Source organism: Pseudomonas sp. PDM18 (assembly GCF_014852585.1).
Taxonomy (GTDB): domain Bacteria; phylum Pseudomonadota; class Gammaproteobacteria; order Pseudomonadales; family Pseudomonadaceae; genus Pseudomonas.
This window is the reverse complement of the sequence record NZ_JACVBX010000007.1, coordinates 119,677-142,688: the sequence shown is the minus strand read 5'-3', so window position 1 is coordinate 142,688 and position 23,012 is coordinate 119,677. Positions and strand designations below refer to the sequence as shown.

The 23,012-nt window shown below is 65.0% G+C and carries 16 protein-coding genes; 10 read left to right on the top strand and 6 right to left on the bottom strand.

Annotated features, from left to right (window positions below; genetic code table 11):
- Positions 1–80: 80 nt before the first annotated feature.
- The 3 genes from zipA to IB274_RS16040 form a co-directional block, all read right to left on the bottom strand.
- Complete coding sequence (zipA, locus tag IB274_RS16050) at positions 81–971, bottom strand: cell division protein ZipA (RefSeq protein WP_192432913.1); 891 nt, start codon at positions 969–971, stop codon at positions 81–83.
- Positions 972–1,270: 299 nt separating this feature from the next.
- Positions 1,271–4,759 carry a chromosome segregation protein SMC gene (smc, locus tag IB274_RS16045; protein ID WP_192432912.1) on the bottom strand — a complete coding sequence of 1,163 codons (3,489 nt, stop codon included), beginning with the start codon at positions 4,757–4,759 and terminating at the stop codon, positions 1,271–1,273.
- Positions 4,760–4,795: 36 nt separating this feature from the next.
- On the bottom strand, positions 4,796–5,455 hold the full coding sequence (locus IB274_RS16040; RefSeq protein ID WP_081518575.1) for a GntR family transcriptional regulator: 660 nt from the start codon (positions 5,453–5,455) through the stop codon (positions 4,796–4,798).
- Between the two features lie 183 nt (positions 5,456–5,638).
- Here IB274_RS16040 and IB274_RS16035 point away from each other — a divergent pair, with 183 nt between their 5' ends.
- From IB274_RS16035 to guaD, 5 genes are all read left to right on the top strand, one after another.
- Positions 5,639–6,775: an alkane 1-monooxygenase gene (locus tag IB274_RS16035; RefSeq protein ID WP_192432911.1), complete on the top strand. Its 1,137-nt coding sequence runs from the start codon at positions 5,639–5,641 to the stop codon at positions 6,773–6,775.
- Positions 6,776–7,122: 347 nt separating this feature from the next.
- Positions 7,123–8,586 carry a xanthine dehydrogenase small subunit gene (xdhA, locus tag IB274_RS16030; protein ID WP_192432910.1) on the top strand — a complete coding sequence of 488 codons (1,464 nt, stop codon included), beginning with the start codon at positions 7,123–7,125 and terminating at the stop codon, positions 8,584–8,586.
- Positions 8,579–10,969 carry a xanthine dehydrogenase molybdopterin binding subunit gene (gene xdhB, locus IB274_RS16025; RefSeq protein ID WP_192432909.1) on the top strand — a complete coding sequence of 797 codons (2,391 nt, stop codon included), beginning with the start codon at positions 8,579–8,581 and terminating at the stop codon, positions 10,967–10,969. Before xdhA ends, xdhB begins: the two co-directional genes overlap by 8 nt.
- Before the next feature lie 208 nt (positions 10,970–11,177).
- A complete protein-coding gene (gene xdhC / locus IB274_RS16020; RefSeq protein WP_192432908.1) occupies positions 11,178–12,029 on the top strand; it encodes a xanthine dehydrogenase accessory protein XdhC in 852 nt (283 codons plus the stop codon).
- A gap of 83 nt (positions 12,030–12,112) precedes the next feature.
- Positions 12,113–13,417 carry a guanine deaminase gene (guaD, locus tag IB274_RS16015; protein ID WP_192432907.1) on the top strand — a complete coding sequence of 435 codons (1,305 nt, stop codon included), beginning with the start codon at positions 12,113–12,115 and terminating at the stop codon, positions 13,415–13,417.
- A 310-nt stretch (positions 13,418–13,727) separates the two neighbouring features.
- Here the strand turns inward: guaD and IB274_RS16010 are convergent, their stop codons facing one another.
- Positions 13,728–14,150: a universal stress protein gene (locus IB274_RS16010; protein ID WP_192432906.1), complete on the bottom strand. Its 423-nt coding sequence runs from the start codon at positions 14,148–14,150 to the stop codon at positions 13,728–13,730.
- A gap of 164 nt (positions 14,151–14,314) precedes the next feature.
- Between IB274_RS16010 and IB274_RS16005 the strand changes: the two genes are divergently transcribed.
- The 4 genes from IB274_RS16005 to IB274_RS15990 all read left to right on the top strand — a co-directional run bounded on the left by IB274_RS16005 (position 14,315) and on the right by IB274_RS15990 (position 19,512).
- The gene (locus IB274_RS16005; RefSeq protein ID WP_192432905.1) at positions 14,315–15,238 is read left to right on the top strand and encodes a LysR family transcriptional regulator; all 924 of its coding nucleotides are present in this window, start codon (positions 14,315–14,317) and stop codon (positions 15,236–15,238) included.
- A 163-nt stretch (positions 15,239–15,401) separates the two neighbouring features.
- Positions 15,402–16,982: an MFS transporter gene (locus IB274_RS16000; RefSeq protein ID WP_192432904.1), complete on the top strand. Its 1,581-nt coding sequence runs from the start codon at positions 15,402–15,404 to the stop codon at positions 16,980–16,982.
- 11 nt (positions 16,983–16,993) lie between these two features.
- Positions 16,994–18,073: an HlyD family secretion protein gene (locus IB274_RS15995; RefSeq protein ID WP_192432903.1), complete on the top strand. Its 1,080-nt coding sequence runs from the start codon at positions 16,994–16,996 to the stop codon at positions 18,071–18,073.
- Positions 18,070–19,512 (top strand): efflux transporter outer membrane subunit, encoded by a 1,443-nt coding sequence (locus tag IB274_RS15990; RefSeq protein WP_192432902.1) that lies wholly within the window; start codon positions 18,070–18,072, stop codon positions 19,510–19,512. The genes IB274_RS15995 and IB274_RS15990 overlap by 4 nt, the downstream gene beginning before the upstream one ends.
- Positions 19,513–19,600: 88 nt before the next feature.
- On the opposite strand, the gene IB274_RS15985 is transcribed toward IB274_RS15990, so the two are convergent.
- Positions 19,601–20,377 carry a GntR family transcriptional regulator gene (locus IB274_RS15985; RefSeq protein WP_192432901.1) on the bottom strand — a complete coding sequence of 259 codons (777 nt, stop codon included), beginning with the start codon at positions 20,375–20,377 and terminating at the stop codon, positions 19,601–19,603.
- 395 nt (positions 20,378–20,772) lie between these two features.
- Between IB274_RS15985 and IB274_RS15980 the strand changes: the two genes are divergently transcribed.
- Positions 20,773–22,119, top strand: a complete 1,347-nt coding sequence (locus IB274_RS15980; protein ID WP_192432900.1) for an NCS2 family permease — start codon at positions 20,773–20,775, stop codon at positions 22,117–22,119.
- Between the two features lie 303 nt (positions 22,120–22,422).
- Here the strand turns inward: IB274_RS15980 and uraH are convergent, their stop codons facing one another.
- A complete protein-coding gene (gene uraH / locus IB274_RS15975) occupies positions 22,423–22,776 on the bottom strand; it encodes a hydroxyisourate hydrolase (RefSeq protein WP_024763899.1) in 354 nt (117 codons plus the stop codon).
- Positions 22,777–23,012 lie beyond the last annotated feature (236 nt).

Here is a 23,012-nt window from a genome sequence, read left to right as displayed (position 1 = left end):
TCTCGGGCGGCAAGAGGTTGCGGCTAGAAATGCGAAGCCCCAAGGGTCGCTTGGGGCTTTTTGTGCAGCGTGCGGAAAGCTTAGCGCTTCTGGGTCAGCGCGCGTCGCTCGAAGTCGATGATGCGCTGACGGTAGTGCTCGATGGTCTGCGCGGTCATCACGCTGCGCTGCTCGTCCTTCAGCTCGCCATTGAGCTCCTGAGCCAGCTTGCGGGCGGCGGCAATCATCACATCGAACGCCTGCTTGGGATGTCGCGGGCCCGGCAAGCCAAGGAAGAAGCTCACCGCGCGGGTGCTGAACTGGTCGATGTTGTCCAGATCGAAGGTGCCCGGCTTGACCGCGTTGGCCATGGAGAACAGCACTTCACCGTTGCCGGCCATGCTCTCGTGACGGTGGAAGATGTCCATCTCGCCGTAGCGCAGGCCGCTTTCGAGGATGTTCTGCAGCAGCGCCGGGCCCTTGAAGCCGTTCTCGTCGCGGCTGATCACGTTGATGATCAGCACTTCGTCGACCGGCGCCTGCGGCGCCGACGGAGCAGCAGCTGCAGGAGCTGTGCGCTCCCTGTCCTTCTTGCGGTCTTTCTTCGGCTTGTCCTTCTCTGCCGGCACTTCGTCCAGCGGATTGGGGAAATCCTCTTCGTCCAGCGGGCCGAGCAGGTTCGGCGCCGGGTCGTCCAGGTTCAGGTCGCCCTGGCGCGGCTCGCCGCGGCGCTTGCCGCGCGACTCTTTGGCGCTGACCTTAGGCAGGTCTTCCTCGTCCAGCCCCGGCTCAAGGTGTTCGACTACACGGGAAGGCCCGAGCAGTTCCGGGTTGGTTTCGTCCCCGTCATCGGGTTGGTTGGCAAACTGGCGATCCAGCTTGAAACGCAACTTGCCCTTGCCACCCCGCATGCGACGCCAACCGTCGAACAGAATGCCGGCGATGACGATAAGCCCAATGACGATCAGCCATTCGCGCAGACCGATATCCATCTAATCCCGTAGCCCCTGAACAAAAAATGATGATGAAAAAAAGGACATCCTATCCCTTGAAAACGTGGAGCCAACTTCATGTTCTGACTGATGTTTTCCACGCGATACAAAAGTGGGGGTTAAGCTAACACGCTCTCACATAACTTTACACTGTCTGAGGCGACACTCCGCCGCACTCTTTGCAACTTTTCATAGCGGTCGCCAGTTGCGCACCCGAAGTGAACCCTACCCCAATCAAATCAATGCGTTAGGCTGGAAACAAAGCATCTTGCCAGCATAGCTCAAGTTCGCCTGGACGATCACGCTTCGGCGAGCGCAACAGCCTCTTCCACATCCACTGCCACCAGACGCGAACAACCCGGTTCATGCATGGTCACGCCCATCAACTGATCGGCCATCTCCATGGCGATCTTGTTGTGGGTGATATAGATGAACTGCACTTTCTCCGACATCTCCTTCACCAGCCGCGCATAACGGCCGACGTTGGCATCGTCCAGCGGCGCATCGACTTCGTCGAGCATGCAGAACGGTGCCGGGTTCAGCTGGAAGATCGCAAACACCAGCGCCAGAGCGGTCAGGGCCTTTTCGCCACCGGACAGAAGATGGATGGTGCTGTTCTTCTTGCCCGGCGGCCGCGCCATGATCGCCACCCCGGTATCGAGTAGATCCTCGCCGGTAAGTTCCAGATAGGCATGACCACCGCCGAAAACCTTGGGGAACAATGCCTGAAGGCCAGCATTGATCTGGTCAAAGGTTTCCTTGAAGCGATTGCGAGTTTCCTTGTCGATCTTGCGGATGACGTTTTCCAGGGTATCCAGCGCTTCCACCAGGTCGTCGTTCTGGTCGTCCAGATAGCGTTTGCGCTCGGATTGCTGCTGGTATTCCTCGATCGCCGCAAGGTTGATCGGGCCTAGGCGACCGATGCGCGCGGCCAGTTCTTCCAGGCGGGTTTCCCAGACCTTCTCGGCGGCGTCGTGGGGCAAGGTGGCCAACACGCCGTGCAGGTCGTAGCCATCCTCGTGGAGCTGTTCCTGCAGCGACTTGCGCCGCACGTTCAGGGCCTGCCACTCCATGCGCTGCTGCTCCAGCTGGCCGCGCAGCAGTTGCGACTGCTGCTCGGCCTGGGTGCGGCGCTTCTCGGCGTCACGCAGCTGGCGGTCGGCGTCTTCCAGCGCCAAGCGCGCGTGCTTGAGTTCGTCTTCCACCGCCATGCGCCGGTCGAGCAGCTCTTCCAGGCGCATGCGCAGCTCTTCCAGCGGCGCGGCGCCCTCCTCCAGATTGAGATTAAGCTGCTCGCAACGCTCGACCAGGCGCACGGCCTGGCCGTCCAGTCGCTCCAGCGCCTGGCGGGTGGATTCGTGCTGGGCGCGCAGGGAGCCCACGCGCACAGCCAATTGATGGGCGTGATCCTTGTGCTGGCGGGACTCCTGGCGGATGCGGTCGAGCTTCTCGCGCATGCCGTCGCGCTCGGCAAGCAGCGATTCGCGGCGCTCGGTGTCCACGGCCATGGCGTCCAGCGCTTCCTGCAGGCTCAGGCGGGCCTCGCCCAGTTGTTCCTGCTCCATAGCGTGCTGCTCGGCCAGCTCGGCCAGCTCTTCGTCCAGACGGCGACGGCGCAGGGTCAGCTGCTCGACCTTGGCCTGCTGCGCGGACAGCTGCGCCTTTAGCTCGCCCTGGCGGCGGCCTTCGTCCTGCAGGCGGCGACGCACCTGGTCGCGACCTTCCTCGGCCTGGCGCTGCTCATCGCGCAGGCGCACCAGTTGTTCATCGATCTCGGCAAGGCGCTGCTCCAGCATCTCGCGCTCGCCGTACAGGCGCTCCAGTTCCTGGCCGCGCGCCAGCACGCCGCCGTCGGCGGATTCGCCCCGGCGCACGCGCAGGAAGTTGCGGCCAACCCAGTAGCCGTCGCGGCTGATCAGGCTTTCTCCGTCACCCAGCGAGGCACGCTGGACCAACGCCAGTTCCAGGGTTTCCACCGGGCGTACGCGGCCCAGCCAGTAGCTCAGGTCGACGTTGGTCTCGACCTTGTCCAGCAGGCTGCCGGGACGGGAAACGGCACCAGCGGCCAGATCGAGAAGGCGCAGCTCGCCTTTCTCCAGCGCGTCGAACGGCAGCCCCTTCACGTCATCCAGCAGCACGCCGTGCAGGTCGGCGCCGAGCACGGTTTCCACCGCCAGCTCCCAACCTGCCTCTACGCGCAGGCCTTCAGCGAGACGCGGGCGCTGCTCCAGCCCTTGCTGGCGCAACCATTGCGCGGTGCCGTCGCCCGGATCGAGCGCTGCCTGCTGCAGAGCCTCCAGCGAGGCGATGCGGCCGTTCAGACGTTGCAGCTCGCCTTGCGCCTGGTGTTGCGCGGCGGTGCTTTCCTGCAGGGACTGGCGTACGCGCTCCAGGCGCTCGGCCAGTTCCTGTTCCTCGATCTGCGACTCTTCCAGCAACAATTCAATGGCGGCGACCTGCTCGCCCAGTTCGAGGATCGCGGCGTCTTCCGGGTCGGCGGCCAGTTGCGTGCGCTCGTCGTTCAGGCGGCGCTGGCGCTCGCCCTGGCGCTCCAGGCTCTGTTCCAGGTGCTGAATGCGCGACTGCTGCACTTCCGCCTCACGGCGCGGTTCGGCGCTTTGCTGGTTGAAAGCGTCCCAGCGCTGCTGCCAGTCGTGCATGCGCTGCTCGGCGTCTTCCAGGCCGACACTGGCCTCTTCGGCGGCGGCGGCGCTGATTTCCTGCTCCGGGGCCAGGCGCTCCAGTTCCTCGCCCAGAGTGGCGAGCAGGGTACGGTCGTGACCCAGGTGGGATTCGGTTTCCTGGCGGGTCTTTTCTGCCTCGCGCAGATCGTCCTGCAACTGGCGCAGGCGCTGCTGGCCGTGCTGGATGCTCTGCTCGACGCGGGCGATGTCGCCGCCCACGGAATAGAAGCGGCCCTGCACCTGATTGAAGGTTTCCGACAGCTCGTGGTGGCCGTCACGCAGGCGCTCGATGCTGGCGTCGGCGCTGCGCTGCTCGGCCACCAGCGCCTCGAAGGCCACTTCCTGGTCGCCGATGACCTTTTCCTTCTGCCCGACCTGCTCGTTCAGGTCGCGCCAGCGCAGGGCGCCAAGTTGGGCCTTGAGGGTGCGTTCCTCGGCCTTGAATTCCTGGTACTTCTCCGCCGACTGGGCCTGGCGGTGCAGGCGTTCGAGCTGTCGCTCGAGCTCTTCGCGCAGGTCGGTGAGGCGCGCGAGGTTTTCCTGGGTACGGCGGATGCGGTTCTCGGTCTCGCGGCGGCGCTCCTTGTACTTGGAGATGCCGGCGGCTTCCTCGATGAAGTTGCGCAGATCCTCGGGCTTGGCCTCGATCAGCTTGGAGATCATGCCTTGTTCGATGATCGAGTAGCTGCGCGGGCCCAGGCCGGTGCCGAGGAAGATGTCGGTGATGTCGCGGCGCCGGCACTTGGTGCCGTTGAGGAAATAGGTGTTCTGGCCGTCGCGGGTCACGCGGCGGCGGATGGAAATCTCGGCGTAGCTGGCGTATTCGCCCAGCAGGGTCTGGTCGGAGTTGTCGAACACCAGTTCGATCGACGCCTGGGTCACCGGCTTGCGCGTGTTGGAGCCGTTGAAGATGACGTCGGTCATCGACTCGCCGCGGAGGTTCTTCGCCGAACTCTCGCCCATCACCCAGCGAACGGCGTCGATGATGTTGGACTTGCCGCAGCCGTTGGGGCCGACCACGGCCGCCATATTGCTCGGGAAATTGACCGTCGTCGGGTCGACGAAGGACTTGAAGCCCGCCAGCTTGATGCACTTGAGCCGCATGCGCCCTCTTCCCCCTTTCCGTCTCTTATTGAGAGCTTATCGTTCAGCCAGTGCGGCCAGGACCAGTTGGCTGTTGTGCCTACCGTAGTCGAGCAGGACCTCGCGGATGCCCGCCTCGTCGCGGCCCACCACCGCGCGCAGCAGGTTTTCGAAGCTGCCAATGAACTGACTCATCTCGCCTTTGCGGCGTTCCAGGGCCAGATGATAGGTGCGACTGATGGCCGGCAGGAGATTTTCCACGGTTTCCTGCAGGTAGGGGTTGGCGGCGAACGGGAAGGCGGCGCGCATGATGTCGAAGCTGGATTCGACGAAGGCGTTGATGTCTCCGCGCTCGAGTTCGTCCAGCAGGCGCTGCTGGATCGCCATGAACGGCGCCAGGTCGGCTTCTTCGCGCCAAGTCCGCGCCACGCTGCTGGCGAGCATGATGTAGAGCTCCATCACCAGCGAATAGAGGCTTTCGACGTGCGCGGCGGACAGTTCGGAAACCTGCGCACCGCGCCGCGGCAGGATGACGACCAGATGGCGGCGCTCGAGGATCAGCAGCGCTTCGCGGACCGAGCCGCGGCTGACATTGAGGGTCTGAGTGACCTTCTGCTCCTGGATACGCTCGCGTTCCTTGAGTTCGCCCCGGATGATGCGTTCGGCAAGGTGATGCGCGATCTGCTCAGCCAGGCTGTCCGGGGCCTTGAACGTCATGGTTGTCCTTAAGAATCGGGGCGCTTTCGAGGGGGTATTGCGGACGCGAAGTGTAACACAGGGTGTTACCGCGCCATCCCCCGCCCAAGGGGGACGACAGAACAAAGGTTGGTGCGTGCTTCCGATGGATCAGGCGCAGGATTGTCTGACAATCCTACATAAAAGACGTATCGGGAGTCGTCCATGTTCGCCTTGTTTCTTTCCCCTGCCTGGATGTTGCGTCTTAAAAAAGCCGGCTACTGGATCTGGCTGGTTCCCGTATTCGGTATTCCCGTCAGCTACTGGTGGTCCTATGGCAGTCAATACCCCAACGCCTGGCCCTGGCTGGTTATCACCGTGGTATTCGGGGTGATCCCATTGCTGGACTTCGTGGTCGGCCGCGACCCGGCCAACCCCGACGAGGTCGAAGAAGTCCCGCCCATGGAGCGCGAGGGTTACTACCGCTTCCTCAGCCTGCTGACCGTGCCGCTGCTGCTGGGCATGCTGGTCTACGGCGGCTGGGTGCTGGCCACGTATGACGCCTGGAACTGGGTCGGTCAGCTCGGCTGGATTCTGTCGGTCGGCACGGTCATGGGCGCCATCGGCATCACCGTCTCCCACGAACTGATCCACAAGGACCCGGAACTTGAGCAGAACGCCGGAGGCCTGCTGCTGGCGGCGGTTTGCTACGCGGGCTTCAAGGTGGAGCACGTGCGCGGCCACCACGTGCATGTCTCCACACCGGAAGACGCCTCGTCCTCGCGCTACGGCCAGAGCCTGTACGCCTTCCTGCCCCACGCCTACAAGCACAACTTCCTCAATGCCTGGCGGCTGGAGACCGAACGTCTCAAGCGCAAGGGCCTGCCGGCGCTGCACTGGCGCAACGAACTGATCTGGTGGTACGTGATCAGCGCGCTGTTCCTGGTCGGCTTCAGCGTCGCCTTTGGCTGGATCGGCGCGGTGTACTTCATCGGCCAGTCGGTGATGGCCTTCACACTGCTGGAGATCGTCAACTACGTCGAGCACTACGGCCTGCACCGCCGCCGCCTGGACACCGGGCGCTACGAGCGAACCACCCATGAGCACTCCTGGAACAGCAACTTCCTGCTGACCAACCTGTTCCTCTTCCACCTGCAGCGCCATTCCGACCACCACGCCAACGCCAAGCGCCGCTACCAGGTGCTGCGGCACTTCGACGAGAGCCCGCAGTTGCCCAACGGTTACGCCGGGATGATCGTCCTCGCGCTGTTCCCACCGCTCTGGCGGGCGGTGATGGACCGCCGCGTGCGCGCCTATTACGCCGGCGAGGAATACCAGCTGAGCGCTACCCAGCAGGCCTGATCGACGAGTTCCACGCCTTGGCGGCAAGCCCTACCCCGGCTTGCCGCCTTTTTTCTTTCTGCCTTCTTGAATCCGCCGCTCTACGCAGGATGGCGTGGAGCGCAGGATGTAAGGCGCATAACCCGGGACGGGTTATCCGCCGTTGCCCCGCGGCGGAGAACGCTGGCGCGTTATGCGCCCTACGGAGCGGCAGGAGCGCCCGCCTATCTGCCCCCATCACACCATTCATCACCCGCCGAAAAACTTTCTGACCATTGAGACAGAAATTTTATTGACTCAAAAGTCAGCTTTCCATAGATTCGCCTCCAGTGCCCTACCAAAAACAAGAATCAGCCTGGAGGCAAGCCTTGATCAGGTTCCTGCTCAATCGCGAGCTGCGTGTCGAAGACCGCCTCGATCCCAATCTCACCGTGCTCAACTACCTGCGCCAGAACCTGGGCAAGACAGGCACCAAGGAGGGCTGCGCCTCCGGTGACTGCGGTGCCTGCACGGTGGTCGTCGGTGAACTGGTCGGCGAAGAAGGCGCCGAGCGCATCCGCTACCGCACCCTCAACTCCTGCCTGACCTTCGTCTCGTCGCTGCACGGCAAGCAGCTGATCAGCGTCGATGACTTGAAGCACCGCGGCGAACTGCACGGCGTGCAGCAGGCCATGGTCGATTGCCACGGTTCGCAGTGCGGCTTCTGCACCCCCGGCTTCGTCATGTCGCTGTTCGCCCTGCAGAAGAACACCGCAGGCGAGACCGCCGAAGAGCGCAAGGCCGAGGCCCATGAAGCGCTGGCCGGCAACCTGTGCCGCTGCACCGGCTACCGCCCGATCCTCGACGCCGCCGAGCAATCCTGCTGCCAGAAGCAGCCGGACCAGTTCGATGTTGCCCAGCCCGAGATCATCGCCCAGCTGAAAGCCATCGCCCCGCGCGAAACCGCCGAGCTGAACAGCGGCGACAAGCGCTGCCTGCTGCCGCTGACCATCGCCGACCTGGCCGACATCTACACCGCCAACCCGCAGGCGCGCCTGCTCGCCGGCGGCACCGACCTGGCCCTGGAAGTCACCCAGTTCCACCGCGAACTGCCGGTAATGATCTACGTTGGCCACGTCGAGGAAATGAAGCGCGTCGAAGTCTTCGACGATCACATCGAGATCGGCGCCGCGACTCCACTGACCGACTGCTACGAAACCCTGGCCCGCGACTACCCGGACTTCGGCGAGTTGCTGCACCGCTTCGCCTCGCTGCAGATCCGCAACCAGGGCACCCTGGGCGGCAACATCGGCAACGCCTCGCCCATCGGCGACTCGCCGCCGCTGCTGATCGCACTGGGCGCGCGCCTGGTACTGCGCAAGGGCAACGAACGTCGCGAACTGCCGATCGACGAATACTTCATCGACTACAAGGTCACCGCGCGCCAGGAAGGCGAGTTCATCGAGCAGGTGATCATCCCGCGCCCGCAGGCCAGCCAGGCGTTCCGCGCCTACAAGGTCTCCAAGCGCCTGGACGACGACATCTCCGCCGTTTGCGCGGCCTTCAACCTGACCGTGGAGAACTGCCGGATCACCGCCGTGCGCACCGGCTTCGGCGGTATGGCCGCCATCCCGAAACGCGCCGCCGCCTGCGAAGCCGCACTGCTCGGCCAGACCTTCAACAGCGCCACCTTCGAGCGTGCCGCGCAGGCACTGAGCGAGGACTTCGCTCCGCTCACCGACTTCCGTGCGAGCAAGGAATACCGCCTGCTCACCGCGCAGAACCTGCTGCGCAAGTGCTTCCTGGAACTGGAAGCCCCTCAGGCCGTGACCCGGGTGACCCACTATGCATAAGCCCCAGAAGAGCCAGGAAGAACTCACTGCCCTGTTCCGCGCCGACCTCACCACCGGCGTGGGCCGCAGCGTCAAGCACGAGAGCGCGCCCAAGCACGTCAGCGGCGAAGCGATCTACATCGACGACCGCCTGGAGTTCCCCAACCAGTTGCACGTCTATGCCCGCATGAGCGACCGCGCCCATGCGCGCATCACCAAGCTGGACGTCAGCCCCTGCTACCAGTTCCCCGGCGTCGCCATCGCCATCACCAAGGATGACGTGCCTGGCCAGCTGGACATCGGCCCGGTCGTCGCCGGTGACCCGCTGCTGGCGGATGGCAAGGTCGAGTACGTCGGCCAGATGGTCATCGCCGTCGCCGCCGACAGCCTGGAAACCGCACGCAAGGCCGCCATGGCCGCGATCATCGAGTACGAAGACCTGGAGCCGGTGCTCGACGTGGTCGAAGCGCTGCACAAGAAGCACTTCGTGCTCGACAGCCACCAGCACAAGATCGGTGATTCCGAAGCCAAGCTCGCCACCGCGCCGAACCGCATTCAGGGCACCCTGCACATCGGCGGCCAGGAACACTTCTACCTGGAGACACAGATTTCCTCGGTGATGCCTACCGAAGACGGCGGCGTGATCGTCTACACCTCGACGCAGAACCCCACCGAAGTGCAGAAGCTGGTCGCCGAAGTGCTGGGCATCTCCTTCAACAAGGTCGTCATCGACATGCGCCGCATGGGCGGCGGCTTCGGTGGCAAGGAAACCCAGGCTGCCGCACCGGCGTGCCTGTGCGCGGTGATCGCGCGCCTCACCGGTCGCCCGGCGAAGATGCGCCTGCCGCGCGTCGAAGACATGCAGATGACCGGCAAGCGCCACCCCTTCTACGTCGAATACGACGTGGGCTTCGAGGACGACGGCCTGCTGCACGGCATCCACATCGAGCTGGCCGGCAACTGCGGCTACTCGCCGGACCTCTCCGGCTCCATCGTCGACCGCGCGATGTTCCACTCCGACAACGCCTACTTCCTCGGCAACGCCACGGTGAACGGCCACCGCTGCAAGACCAACACCGCGTCGAACACCGCCTACCGCGGTTTCGGCGGCCCGCAGGGCATGGTCGCCATCGAGGAAATCATGGACGCGGTCGCCCGCCACCTCGGCAAAGACCCGCTGGAAGTGCGCAAGCGCAACTACTACGGCAAGGACGAGCGCAACGTCACTCACTACTACCAGCAGGTAGAGCACAACCTGCTGCAGGAAATGACCGAGGAGCTGGAAGCCAGCGCCGAGTATGCCAAGCGCCGCGCCGAAATCCGCGAATTCAACGCAGGCAGCCCGGTGTTGAAGAAAGGCCTGTCGCTGACCCCGGTGAAATTCGGCATCAGCTTCACCGCCACCTTCTTGAACCAGGCTGGCGCGCTGATCCACATCTACACCGACGGCAGCATCCACCTGAACCACGGCGGCACCGAGATGGGCCAGGGCCTGAACACCAAGGTCGCCCAGGTGGTGGCCGAGGTCTTCCAGGTCGACATCGACCGCGTGCAGATCACTGCGACCAACACCGACAAGGTGCCCAACACCTCGCCGACCGCTGCCTCCTCCGGCGCCGACCTGAACGGCAAGGCCGCGCAGAACGCCGCCGAAACTCTCAAGCAGCGCCTGGTGGAATTCGCCGCCAAGCACTGGAAGGTGACCGAGGAAGACGTCGAGTTCCGCAACAACCAGGTGCGCGTGCGCGACCAGATCCTGCCCTTCGAGGAGCTGGTACAGCAGGCCTACTTCGGCCAGGTATCGCTGTCATCCACCGGCTTCTACCGCACGCCGAAGATATTCTACGACCGCAGCCAGGCGCGCGGCCGGCCGTTCTACTACTTCGCCTACGGCGTATCGTGCTCGGAAGTGATCGTCGACACCCTCACCGGCGAGTACAAGATGCTGCGCAGCGACATCCTCCACGACGTCGGCGCCTCGCTGAACCCGGCCATCGACATCGGCCAGGTGGAAGGCGGATTCGTCCAGGGCATGGGCTGGCTGACCATGGAAGAGCTGGTCTGGAACGCCAAGGGCAAGCTGATGACCAACGGCCCGGCAAGCTACAAGATCCCAGCCATCGCCGACATGCCCATCGATCTGCGGGTGAAGCTGGTGGAGAACCGCAAGAACCCGGAGCAGACGGTATTCCACTCCAAGGCCGTCGGCGAGCCGCCGTTCATGCTCGGCATCTCGGTGTTCTGCGCGATCAAGGACGCCGTGGCCAGCCTGGCCGACTACCGCGCCCAGCCGCAGATCGACGCTCCGGCCACCCCCGAGCGCGTGCTTTGGGGCGTGGAGCAGATGCGTAAGCTGAAGCTGGCCCAGGCCGAAAAGGCACCGGCTCAGGTCGAGCCGGCGTGACGTAGCCATGGGGCAGCGCTGGCAGGGAGAGGCGTCCCCACTTCCGTCCTCCACCCTGCCAGCGCGGCCCCACCCTTTCAGAAACCTGTAGGAGCGAGGGGGACGCCTAGTCCTTGCTCGCAAACTGTCCCAGCGCCAGAGCCGCCGGGAAGACCATTCTCGAGCAAGCTCGCTCCTACAAAGAGATCACCTCTTGAGGTTCGCCACGATGAACTGGATCAGTGCCCTCGCCGACCTGCAACAGCGCGCCGAAGCCAGCGTGCTGGTGACCATCATCGAAGAGCGCGGCTCGACCCCGCGCAATGCCGGCTCGAAGATGGTGGTCAGCGCCGACAAGCTCTACGACACCATCGGCGGCGGCCACCTCGAGTTCAAGGCCATGGCCATCGCCCGCGAGATGCTGCAGAACCGCGAGCGCGAGCCGAAACTGGAGCGCTTCAGCCTCGGTGCCAGCCTCGGCCAATGCTGCGGCGGCGCCACCGTGCTGCTGTTCGAACCCATGGGCCAGCCCCAGGCGCACATCGCCGTGTTCGGCGCCGGCCACGTCGGCCGCGCACTGGTGCCGCTGCTCGCCAGCCTGCCGTGCAAGGTACGCTGGATCGACTCCCGCGAGGCCGAGTTCCCCGCCTACATCCCCGAAGGCGTGACCCGCGTGATCAACGAGGAAGTGATCGACGAGATCGACGAAATGCCCACCGGCAGCTACTTCATCGTCATGACCCACAATCACGCGCTGGACCTGGAGCTGACCGCGAAGATCCTCGAACGCAACGACTTCACCTACTTCGGCCTGATCGGCTCCGACACCAAGCGCGCCAAGTTCGAACATCGCCTGCGCGACCGCGGCTTCGCCGCCGACACCGTGCAGCGCATGCGCTGCCCCATGGGCATCAGCGAGGTGAAGGGCAAGCTGCCGGTGGAGATCGCCGTGTCCATCGCCGGCGAGGTCATCGCCACTTACAACGCCACCTTCGGTCAGGAGACCGGCAAGGGTGAGAACACCGTAGCCAAACTGTTACCCACCAGCCGCCGTGCGCGTACTGCCGAAAGCGGCGCCTGAAATTTCCGTAGCATGGGCGCATGCCCATCCCGCCGCGGCGCCTGTGCGCGCTCCGGCCCCGAAACACGACTGAAGAGAGATCGATGAGCACTCAAGCCAAAGCCTACCGCGCCAGCATCCTGCACAGCGTCGCTGACCCCGCCAAAGTCGGCGCAGAGAAGTCCTACCAGTACTTCGAGGACGGCATCCTGCTGGTAGAAGACGGCAAGGTCGCCCGCCTGGGCAACGCTGCCGACCTGCTGCCGCAACTGGGCGGCGTCGAAGTGGTGGAATACCGCGACGCGCTGATCACTCCTGGCTTCATCGACACTCACATCCACTACCCGCAGACCGGCATGATCGCCTCTTACGGCGAGCAACTGCTGGACTGGCTGAACACCTACACATTCCCCACCGAGAAGCAGTTCGCCGACCCGGCCCACGCCGCCGATGTCGCCGGTATCTTCCTCAAGGAACTGCTGCGCGCCGGCACCACCACCGCGCTGGTATTCGGCACCGTGCACCCGCAGTCGGTGGACGCGCTGTTCGGCGCCGCGCAGAAGCTCGACCTGCGCCTGATCGCCGGCAAGGTGATGATGGACCGCAACGCGCCGGACTACCTTACCGACACCGCCGAAACCAGCTACACCGACAGCAAGGCGCTGATCGAGCGCTGGCACGGCAAGGGCCGCCTGCTCTACGCAGTGACCCCGCGCTTCGCGCCCACAAGTACCCCGGAACAGCTGGACGCCGCCGGCCGTCTGCTCAAGGAGCATCCGGGCGTGTACCTGCACACGCACCTGTCGGAAAACCTCAAGGAAATCGAGTGGGTCAAGGAACTGTTCCCGGAGCGCAAGGGCTACCTGGACGTCTATGACCACCACGGCCTGCTCGGCCCGCGCTCGGTGTTTGCCCACGGCGTGCACCTGTGCGACGGCGAATGCCAGCGCCTGGCGGAAACCGGCTCGGCTGTGGCCTTCTGCCCGACCTCCAACCTGTTCCTGGGTAGCGGCCTGTTTGACCTGGCGAAGCTGGAGAAGCACAAGGTCAAGGTCGGCCTGGGCACCGACGTCGGCGCCGGCACCAGCTTCTCCCAGTTGCAATCGCTGAACGAGGCCTACAAGGTCATGCAGCTGCAGGGCATCAAGCTCGACCCGTTCAAGTCGCTGTACCTGGCCACCCTCGGCGGCGCCCGCGCGCTGGAGCTGGACGACAAGGTCGGCAGCTTCGCCCAGGGCAACGAGGCCGACTTCGTAGTCCTCGACTACAAAGCCACCCCGCTGCTGGACTATCGCCTGCAACAGGCGAAGACCCTGGAGGAGAAACTCTTCGCACTGGTCATCCTCGGCGACGACCGTACCGTGAAGGAGACCTTCGCGCACGGCCGCAACGTGCATCGCCGCGGTTGACCCCTTACGGCTCCGGCGCCGGGTCCTCGCTCAGGACCAACCCGGCGCCGGGGCCGCTTTTCTTTCCGGCACCTTTGCGCGGCAACCCCGCGTAAATCCACCCAGGTAGGAGCGCGCCAAGCGCGCGATCGCGGGCATGGCCGGCTCCTGCAAGGAGCCTCGGCGTTAGCCGGCAATATCGGAATCCGGTAGGGTTCGCGAGCAAGCTCGCTCCTACGAAGAGCACGCCGGCGTTGACCTGTAGGACCGAGGGGGACGCCTAGTCCTTGCTCGCGAACCGCACCGCACGGCACGGAGCCAACAGGCGCTCCTACTCCCGCACCTCGACCAGCACCGGACACGGCGCCCGCTCGATCACCCGCTGCCCCACAGAGGGGTCCAGCAGCCGTTCGATGCGTCCCAGGTGCCGGTGACCGATCACGATCAGGTCGCACTCCAGCCTCTCGGCCTCGCGCAGGATAGCCCGTGCCGGATCACCCGCCACCACGGCGCCCGACGCAACACAGGGCTGCAACTGCGCCACCGCCTCGTCCACCAGCGCCTGCGCCTCGTGTTGTTCCTGTTCGGCCGGCGGGTACTCCAGGGCGTCCTGCCGCGGCATGGCGAAGGCACGGTCCACCGCGCAAACCACATGTACCTGCGCCCCGTTGCAACGTGCCAGCTCACCAGCTGTCGCGATAATGCGCGGTGACTGCGGTGCGCCGTCGATGGCCAGAAGAACCCGTTTGAACATGCCTTTCTCCTTGGTGAAACGAAATCCGCCACCATTCTTCGGGCCACCGCGCGGAGCGTAAAGGCACGCAAAACGTAAAGGACCATTGCATGAAACGCACGCTTGCCCATCGGGCCCGTCGCAATGGAACATGAATGACATTGCGCCAACCCTCCGGAGTCGCCATGGCCCTGCCCGATCTCAACCTGCTGGTCGCCCTCAATATTCTGCTCGAAGAGGGCAGCGTGGTCGGCGCTGCGCGGCGCATGCACCTCAGCCCACCGGCGATGAGCCGTACCCTGTCGCGCATTCGCGAGGCGGTGGGCGATCCGATCATGGTTCGCGCCGGGCGCAGCCTGGTGCCCACGCCGCGAGCGCTGCAATTACGCGAAGAAGTCAGCGACCTGGTGGAACACGCCATGCGCCTGTTCAACGCCAAGGAAAACCTGCGCATGGACCAGCTCGAACGCTGTTTCGTGCTGCGTTCCAACAACGTGCTGGTGGGCGGTTTCGCCTCGCGCATGCTCGCGGTGATGAAGGAAGAAGCGCCGCGCTGCAGCCTGCGCATCGCACCGGAAGCCGACTTCGACGATGAAGCCCTGCGGCAGAACCGCATCGACCTGTATATCGGTGGCGCCTCCACGCTCGAGCCGGAAATCCGCACGCAAACGCTGTTCACCACCAACTTCGTCGGCCTGGCGCGGCGCGACCACCCCATCTTCAACGACGAAATTACCGCAGAGCGCTTCGCCTCCTTCCCTCAGGTCAGCGTGTCGCGGCGCGGCAAATCCCGCGGACCGATTGACGAAGAACTGGCCAACCTTGGGCTGCAACGGGAAATACGCCTGACCGCCCCGACCTTCCATTCTTCGATCTTCGCGCTGCTGGAGTCCGACCTGGTGCTGCCCATTCCGGAGCACTCGCTATGGCGCCTGGACCGCCTGGGCTTCGCCCTGCGCCAGTTCGACATTCCGTTGCCGCTCAAATCGGTGGTGATCATCCAGGCCTGGCACCCACGCTTCGACAATGACCCCGCGCACAGTTGGCTGCGGCAAACGGTGAAGCGCGTCTGCATCGAATTGCGCGAGAGCTCCGGGCTGCTGGGCTGACCGCACATAAAGTGCACCCAGCGCACTAATTAGCTGCAATCATTTCAATTTCCACAGCTATCGCCCTTCCCTAGACTCGGTCGCAAATACCCGAGTTGATTCCTATGCCTTGCACAGCACCGCCCCAGGGCGGCGGTATCGGCCATCCCCGTGGAGGCCGGCCATGACCGCGCTCGCCCCGATTTCCGCCACCAGCCCGCAACCCGCGAAGCCTGCCGCCCCTGTTGCCCAGCCATTCGGTCTGCGCATCGTGGTCGGCATGATCGGCGTGCTGATCGCCTCCCTCAGCGCCGGCCTCAACGAAAAAGTCACCGACCTGGCCATGACCGACGTGCGTGGCGCGCTGTCCATCGGCCACGACGAAGGCACCTGGCTGATCGCCCTGTACTCGGCGGCGCAAGTTGCCGCCATGGCCTTCGCGCCCTGGTTCTCGGTCACCGTGTCGCTGCGCCGCTTCACCCTCGGCGCCATCGCCTGCTTCGCCCTGCTCGCGCTGCTCTGCCCGTTCGCGCCGAACGTCGAGACGCTCTACCTGCTGCGCCTGCTGCAGGGATTCGCCGGCGGCTGTATGCCGCCGATGCTGATGACCGTGGCACTGCGCTTCCTGCCGCCGGGGATCAAGCTCTACGGCCTGGGCGCCTACGCACTGACTGCCACCTTTGCGCCGAACCTGGGTATGCCGCTGGCAGCGCTGTGGACAGAGTTCGTCGGCTGGCAGTGGGTGTTCTGGCAGGTCATCCCGCTTTGCGCGGTCGCGCTGGCCGCCGTCGCCTGGGGCATCCCGCAGGACCCGCTGCGCCTGGAGCGCCTGCGCCAGTTCGATTACCTCGGCCTTGCCCTCGGCCTGCCGGGCATCCTGATGCTGGTGATGGGCCTGCTGCAGGGCGAGCGGCTGGACTGGTTCGAATCCGATCTGGTCGTCCTGCTGGTCATCGGCGGCGCCGGACTGCTGGCAGCCTTTTTCATCAACGAATGGACGCACCCGCTGCCCTTCTTCCGCCTGGACATCCTCAAGCGGCGCAATTTCACCCACGCACTGATCACCCTGGCCGGCGTGCTGGTGGTGCTCGGCGCATGCTCCGGCGTGCCGGCGTCCTACCTCGCCTCGGCGCACGGCTATCGGCCGCTGCAATCGGCACCCATGGCACTGCTGGTAGCGCTGCCGCAACTGCTCTCGCTGCCGCTGGTGGCCGCGCTGTGCAACATCCCTAGGGTCGACTGCCGCTGGGTGCTGGCCATCGGCATCTGCCTCTGCGGGCTTTCGGCCTTCGGCATGAGCCAGCTCACCAGCGAGTGGACGCGGGAGAACTTCTACTGGCTTCTGGCGTTGCAGATTATCGGCCAGCCGATGGCCATCGTGCCGCTACTGATGTCCGCCACCAGCGTCGTCGCCCCCATCGAAGGACCGTTCGCCTCGGCCTGGTTCAACAGCGTGCGCGGTTTCTCGGCGGTAATGGGCAGCGCCATCGTCTCGTTCCTCATGACCTGGCGCGAGCACTACCACTCCAACCGCCTGGTCGATCATCTGGGCAACGCCTCCCAAGCTCTCGGCCTGCGCCTGGAGCAACTGGGCGGCGCCGAGAACATCGGTCGCCTGGCCGGCCAGGTGCGTGGCCAGGCCGGCGTGCTCGCCGCCTCCGACACACTGCTGGCGATGTCGTGGCTGGCCGCCGCCCTGCTCGTGCTGATTCCCCTGATGCCGCTGCGGGTCTATCCGCCGCGCCCTGTCGTCCCTAATCAATGAAAGGTCTGCCCATGTCGAAACTGAGCTCCCGTCGCGGCAGTCTGGCCCTGGTTGCCGTGCTGCTTCTCGCCCTCGTCGTCTACCTGCTGCTGCGCCTGCTGGGCCCCACCCGCGAGCAGAGCACCGACGACGCCTATATCCACGCCGACTTCACCCTGGTGGCGCCGAAAGTCGCCGGTTTCATCGAGGAAGTGCTGGTGGAAGACAACCAGTCGGTGAAGGCGGGGCAGGTCCTGGCGCGCATCGATGCCCGTGACTACCACGCCGCGCTGGAAGCCGCCGAGGCCGACGTGCTGGCCGCCGAGGCGCGTCATCACCACGTCGCCGCCGACCTCGAACGCCAGCAGGCGGTGATCGCCCAGAGTGCCGCCCAGGTGCAGGCCGATCAGGCTGCGCTGACCTTTGCCACGCAGGAACTGGACCGCTACCAGCACCTCGCGACCCAGGGCGCCGGCACGCTGCAGAATGCCCAGCAGGCGCGCTCGCGCGTCGACTCGGCGAAGGCCGTGCTGGACAAGGACAAGGCTGCCGCCCTCGCCGCCCGCAAGCAGCTCGACGTGTTGCTGGCTCAGCAGGCCGAAGCCCTCGGCGCGCTGAAGCGTGGCCAGGCGCAACTGCAGCAGGCGCAACTGAACCTGTCGTACACCGAGATCCGCGCGCCCTTCGACGGCATGGTCGGCCGCCGCGCCGTGCGCGTCGGCGCCTACACCACGCCGGGCAATGCGCTGTTGGCGGTGGTGCCGCTGCAGAACGCCTACGTGGTCGGCAACTTCCAGGAAACCCAGCTGACCGAGGTGCAACCCGGCCAGGCCGTGGAAATCAGCATCGACACCTTCCCCGGCGAGACGCTGCGCGGCCACGTCGACAGCATCGCCCCGGCCACCGGCCTGAGCTTCGCCCCCATCGCCCCGGACAACGCCACCGGCAACTTCACCAAGATCGTCCAGCGCATCCCGGTGAAGATTGTCCTCGACGCCGACCAGCCGCTGCGCGACCGGCTGCGCGTGGGCATGTCGGTGATTGCGCGGATAGATACCGAAAAGCAAACCGGCCAGACCGTCGAAAAAGAACAGAAGGTGGCTGCGCAATGATCGCCGCCCGCACGCCTCTGCTGCTTGCCCTGCTGGCACTCGGCGCTTGTAGCGTCGGCCCGGACTTCCAGCGCCCAGGCGATGCCGACGCGGTGGACTGGTCCGCCCGGCGCGGAGACACGCCTAGCCAGACGCTCAATGCGCCGCTGGAAGCGCAGTGGTGGACGCTGCTGGGCGACCCGCAGCTCAACAACCTGCAACGCCGCGTGGCGGAAGCCAACCTCGACCTGCGCGAAGCCGACGCGCGCCTGCAGCAGAGCCGGGCGATCCGCCAGGCGCTGGGCGGCGATGCCGTGCCCAATGTCGGCGCGGACCTGGGCTACCAGCGCAAGCGCAATAGCGCGGTCGGCCTGAGCGACCCGTCCGGCCAATCCGGCAAGGACAATTTCAATCAGCTCGACGGCGGTTTCGACCTGTCCTGGGAGCTTGATTTCTGGGGCCGCGTGCACCGCGAACTGGAAGCCGCTGACGCCAACGTCCAGGCCACTGCGGAAAGCCGCCGCGACGTGCTGGTCTCGGTGCTCGCAGAAACCGCTCGCAACTACCTGCAACTGCGCGCCGAGCAGGACCTGGAAGCCATCATCCGCAGCAACCTGAAGATCGCCCAGCGCAGTCTGGAGCTGACCCGCCTGCGTCGCGCCGATGGAGTCGCCACCGAACTCGACGTGGCAGAAGCGCTGACCCAGGTCGCCAGCATCGAAGCGCGCCTGCCCGACAGCCAGAAGCGCCAGGCGCGGCTGATCAACGCCCTGGGCTACCTGCTCGGCGAAGCACCCGGCGCGCTACAGGCCTCACTCGCCCAGGCCAAGCCTCTACCGCAGCCACCGCATGGCGTACCAGTCGGCCTGCCTTCGGAGCTGGCCCAGCGCCGCCCGGACATCCGCCGCGCCGAAGCCGCGCTGCACGTCGCCACCGCCAGCATCGGCGTAGCCAAGGCGGACTTCTATCCGCGCATCAGCCTCAACGGCAACTTCGGCTTCCAGGCGCTGCAACTGTCCAACTTCGGCGACTGGAACAGCCGCACCTTCGGCATCGGCCCGAGCCTGTCGCTACCGATCTTCGAAGGCGGTCGCCTGAAGGGCACGCTCGCCCTGCGCGAGGCGCAACAGCAGGAGTCGGCCATCGCTTACCGCCGTACCGTACTCAACGCCTGGCGCGAAGTGGACGACGCGCTCACCGACTACGCTGCAGACCAGCGCCGCCTGGCGAGCCTCGATACGGCCGCCGAGCATGGCCGCACCGCCCTGGCCAACGCCCGCGAGCAGTACAAGGCCGGCGCCGTGGACTTCCTCAATGTGCTCAGCGCCCAGCGCGAACTGCTGGCCACAGAGGAACAGCAGGTGCGCAGCCGCGAGGCCGTGGCGACCACGCTGGTGTTGCTCTACAAGTCCCTCGGCGGCGGCTGGCAGCAGGCCGAGGAGAACGCCAAAAGTCTCTAGGGGCGCAGTGCCAGTACGAAGACGAGAAGCGGTTCTTGCTCCAACAAAAAAGCCCCGCATCCGCGGGGCTTTTTTTCTGGCTCGGCGATCAGGCCGCCGAGTCGGCGTCGGCCTTGCTGCGGCGCGGCTTCTTCTTGCCGGCCAGCAGGTGCGAGAACACCGCGTGCAGGTCGCCGGAGGCTCCGTCCACGTCCAGGTTCAGTTTGTCGTCGATGTGCGCCATGTGGTGCATCATCAGGGTCACGGCCTTTTCTTTGTCGCCTTTCTCGATGGCATCGAGGATTTCGTTGTGCTCGTCGAACGAGCAGTGAGAGCGGCCGCCACTTTCGTACTGGGCGATGATCAGTGAGGTCTGCGACACCAGGCTGCGCTGAAACACCACCAGCGGCGCGTTCTTGGCCATCTCGGCGAGCTTGAGGTGGAATTCGCCGGAGAGGCGGATGCCGGCGCCGCGGTCGCCGCGGGCGAAGCTGGATTGCTCCTGTTTCACCATGTCGCGCAGCTCAGCGAGGGTATCGCTGCTGGCATTGTCCACGGCCAGTTCGGTGATCGCACGCTCGACGGTGCGGCGGGCGAAGAGAATCTGCCGGGCTTCGTCGATGCTCGGGCTGGCCACCACGGCGCCACGGTTCGGACGCAGCAGCACGACCTGCTCGTGGGCCAGGCGCGACAGGGCGCGACGGATGATGGTGCGGCTGACGCCGAAGATTTCACCGAGGGCCTCTTCGCTCAGCTTGGTGCCGGGCGCCAGGCGCTGTTCGAGGATGGCGTCGAAGATGTGCGCGTAGACGATCTCGTCCTGAGTGCCGCTGCGCGCCTTGCCACTGCGCGGCTGCTTCCTGATCTGTTGCAACTGGTCGGTCATCGGAGTCGAACCCTGCTCAGCCGGGTTGAACCGGCGCGAAATCCGTGGGGGCGTGAGTGAAGCTGGCCGCGGGCCAGGCATGGGGCACAGTGTACACAAAGTGGCCACTATCGTGCAGCCGTCGCGAGCGACTCCCAATCCGCTCCAAAGCCGCGCGGCGCAGGATCTTGGCGAAGGTCAGCGTGCGACCATTCCGATGCTTTGCTTGTAAAAATCTTTCCGCCAGACACTAAACATTATTTGAACTTTTTGTACACAACTGCATAATCGCGGCGTGACTTCCTGACCCAAAGGTCAACATTCACACCCTCACAACTCTTTCCGTTAGCGCAAGGGACGCAGGTGAACCAGCCGACGGCAAGGGACCAACAACAAGAGCGTTGAGGAGTACCGCTGTGGAAAGCACCAAACAAGAACAACAAGCCTTTGCAACCAGCCCGCCTGCCACCGGCCTGCTCGAACGCCTGTTCAAGCTCAGCCAGCACGGCACCACCGTGAAGACCGAACTCGCCGCAGGTCTCACGACCTTCATCACCATGGCGTACATCATCTTCGTCAACCCCAACATCATGGCCGACGCCGGCATCGACCACGGCGCCGCCTTCGTCGCGACCTGCCTTGCCGCGGCGCTCGGTTGCCTCTTGATGGGCCTCTATGCCAACTGGCCGGTGGGCCTGGCGCCGGGCATGGGACTCAACGCCTTCTTCACCTACACCGTGGTCAAGACCATGAACTACAGCTGGGAGATCGCGCTGGGCGCGGTATTCATCTCCGGCATCGCCTTCATGATCCTGACTTTCTCGCGCATCCGCGAATGGCTGCTCAACAGCATCCCGGTCAGCCTGCGCTTCGCCATGGGCGCCGGCGTCGGCCTGTTCCTCGGGCTGATCGGCCTGAAGACCGCCGGTATCGTGGTCGCCAGCCCCGCCACCCTGGTCCACCTGGGCGACCTGACCAGCCCGGGCCCACTGCTCGCCGCCATCTGTTTCCTGATGATCGCGGTACTGGAATACCGCCGCGTGTTCGGCGGCATTCTGATCAGCATCCTCACCGTGACCGTAGCCGGTATCGCGCTGGGCATCGTCCAGTTCGGCGGCGTGTTCTCGATGCCACCGAGCCTGGCGCCGACCTTCATGGCGATGGATATTTCCGGCGCGTTCAACGTGACCATGATCAGCGTGATCCTGGCCTTCCTGTTCGTGCACATGTTCGACACCGCCGGCACCCTGATGGGCGTCGCCCAGCGCGCGCACCTGGTGCGTGAAGACGGTCGCATCGAGAACCTGTCGAAAGCCATGAAAGCCGACAGCACCTCCAGCGCCTTCGGCGCGGTGCTCGGCGTGCCGCCGGTGACCAGCTACGTGGAAAGCGCCGCGGGCGTCGCCGCCGGTGGCCGCACCGGCCTCACCGCGGTGGTGGTGGGCGTGCTGTTTGTAGCCGCGATGTTCTTCGCCCCGCTGGCCGGCATGATCCCCGCCTACGCCACCGCCGGCGCGCTGATCTACGTCGCTATGCTGATGATGGGCGGCATGGCCCATATCGACTGGAACGAACACACCGAGACCATCCCGGCCATCGTCACCGTGATCATGATGCCGTTGACCTTCTCGGTCGCCGACGGCATCGCCCTGGGCTTCGTGACCTATGTGGCGATGAAGGTCTTCACCGGCCGCCACAAGGACGTGACCATCAGCCTTTATGCGCTGTGCGCGATATTCGTGGCCAAGTTCATCTTCCTCTGAATCTCTCCCCTCGTGATGCAGAAGGCCCCGGCAATTGCCGGGGCCTTCTGCTTTCCAGCGGTCATATGGGCTGGTGAGCGCTGCCTAACAGGGCCATCTCGGCGCGGGAGATCGAGCACTGGCACGGGCAAGTACCGCGCAGCAGGGCCGGTCCGGCGTTGATCAGGCGGCCCGCATCACGCCCCCGATGCCATCTGCCAAGCCAGGGAGACCTACACAAACGACAGGCAAAAAAAAGCCCGCAGTGTGGGCGGGCTGAGGAAGACTCCACGAAGAGTCCGGGGGAAGACCTACGGGCGGGAACTAACTGCCGCGATAGGTGGAATAGCTGTAGGGGGAGATCAGCAGCGGCACATGGTAATGGTCGCTTTCCGAGGCGATGCCGAAGCGCAGCACAACCTGGTCGAGGAAGGCTGGCTGGGGCAGCTCGACGCCACGGGCACGGTAGTAGTCGCCGGCATTGAACAGCAGCTGGTAGACGCCGGCGCGGAAGTCCTCGCCCTGCAGCAGCGGCTCGTCGCAACGGCCATCGTCGTTGGTCACGCGGGTCGCGATCAGCTCCAGCTGCTGGCCTTCGACGCGGAACAGCTCGATCTTGATGCCATGGCCGGGGCAGCCGTGGGCGGAATCCAGTACGTGAGTGGTCAGGCGTCCCATGGGCTTATCGGTGTCCTGCGGCGAGGCCGGCCGACACCTTCCTCCTCTGTCTTGTTGATACGAAATAGCGGGCCGCCATCAAAGCGGCCCGCGGGTGCGTTTGGTGAAGCGAATATACCCAGCGATTCCACTTATTGTATACAAAAAACTGATTCAATCTGCCAAAAATGCCCCACCGCGTCGTCCCGCTGCCTGCAACAGGAGTGCTCGAAATACCATCTGAGCCCGCGTCACAG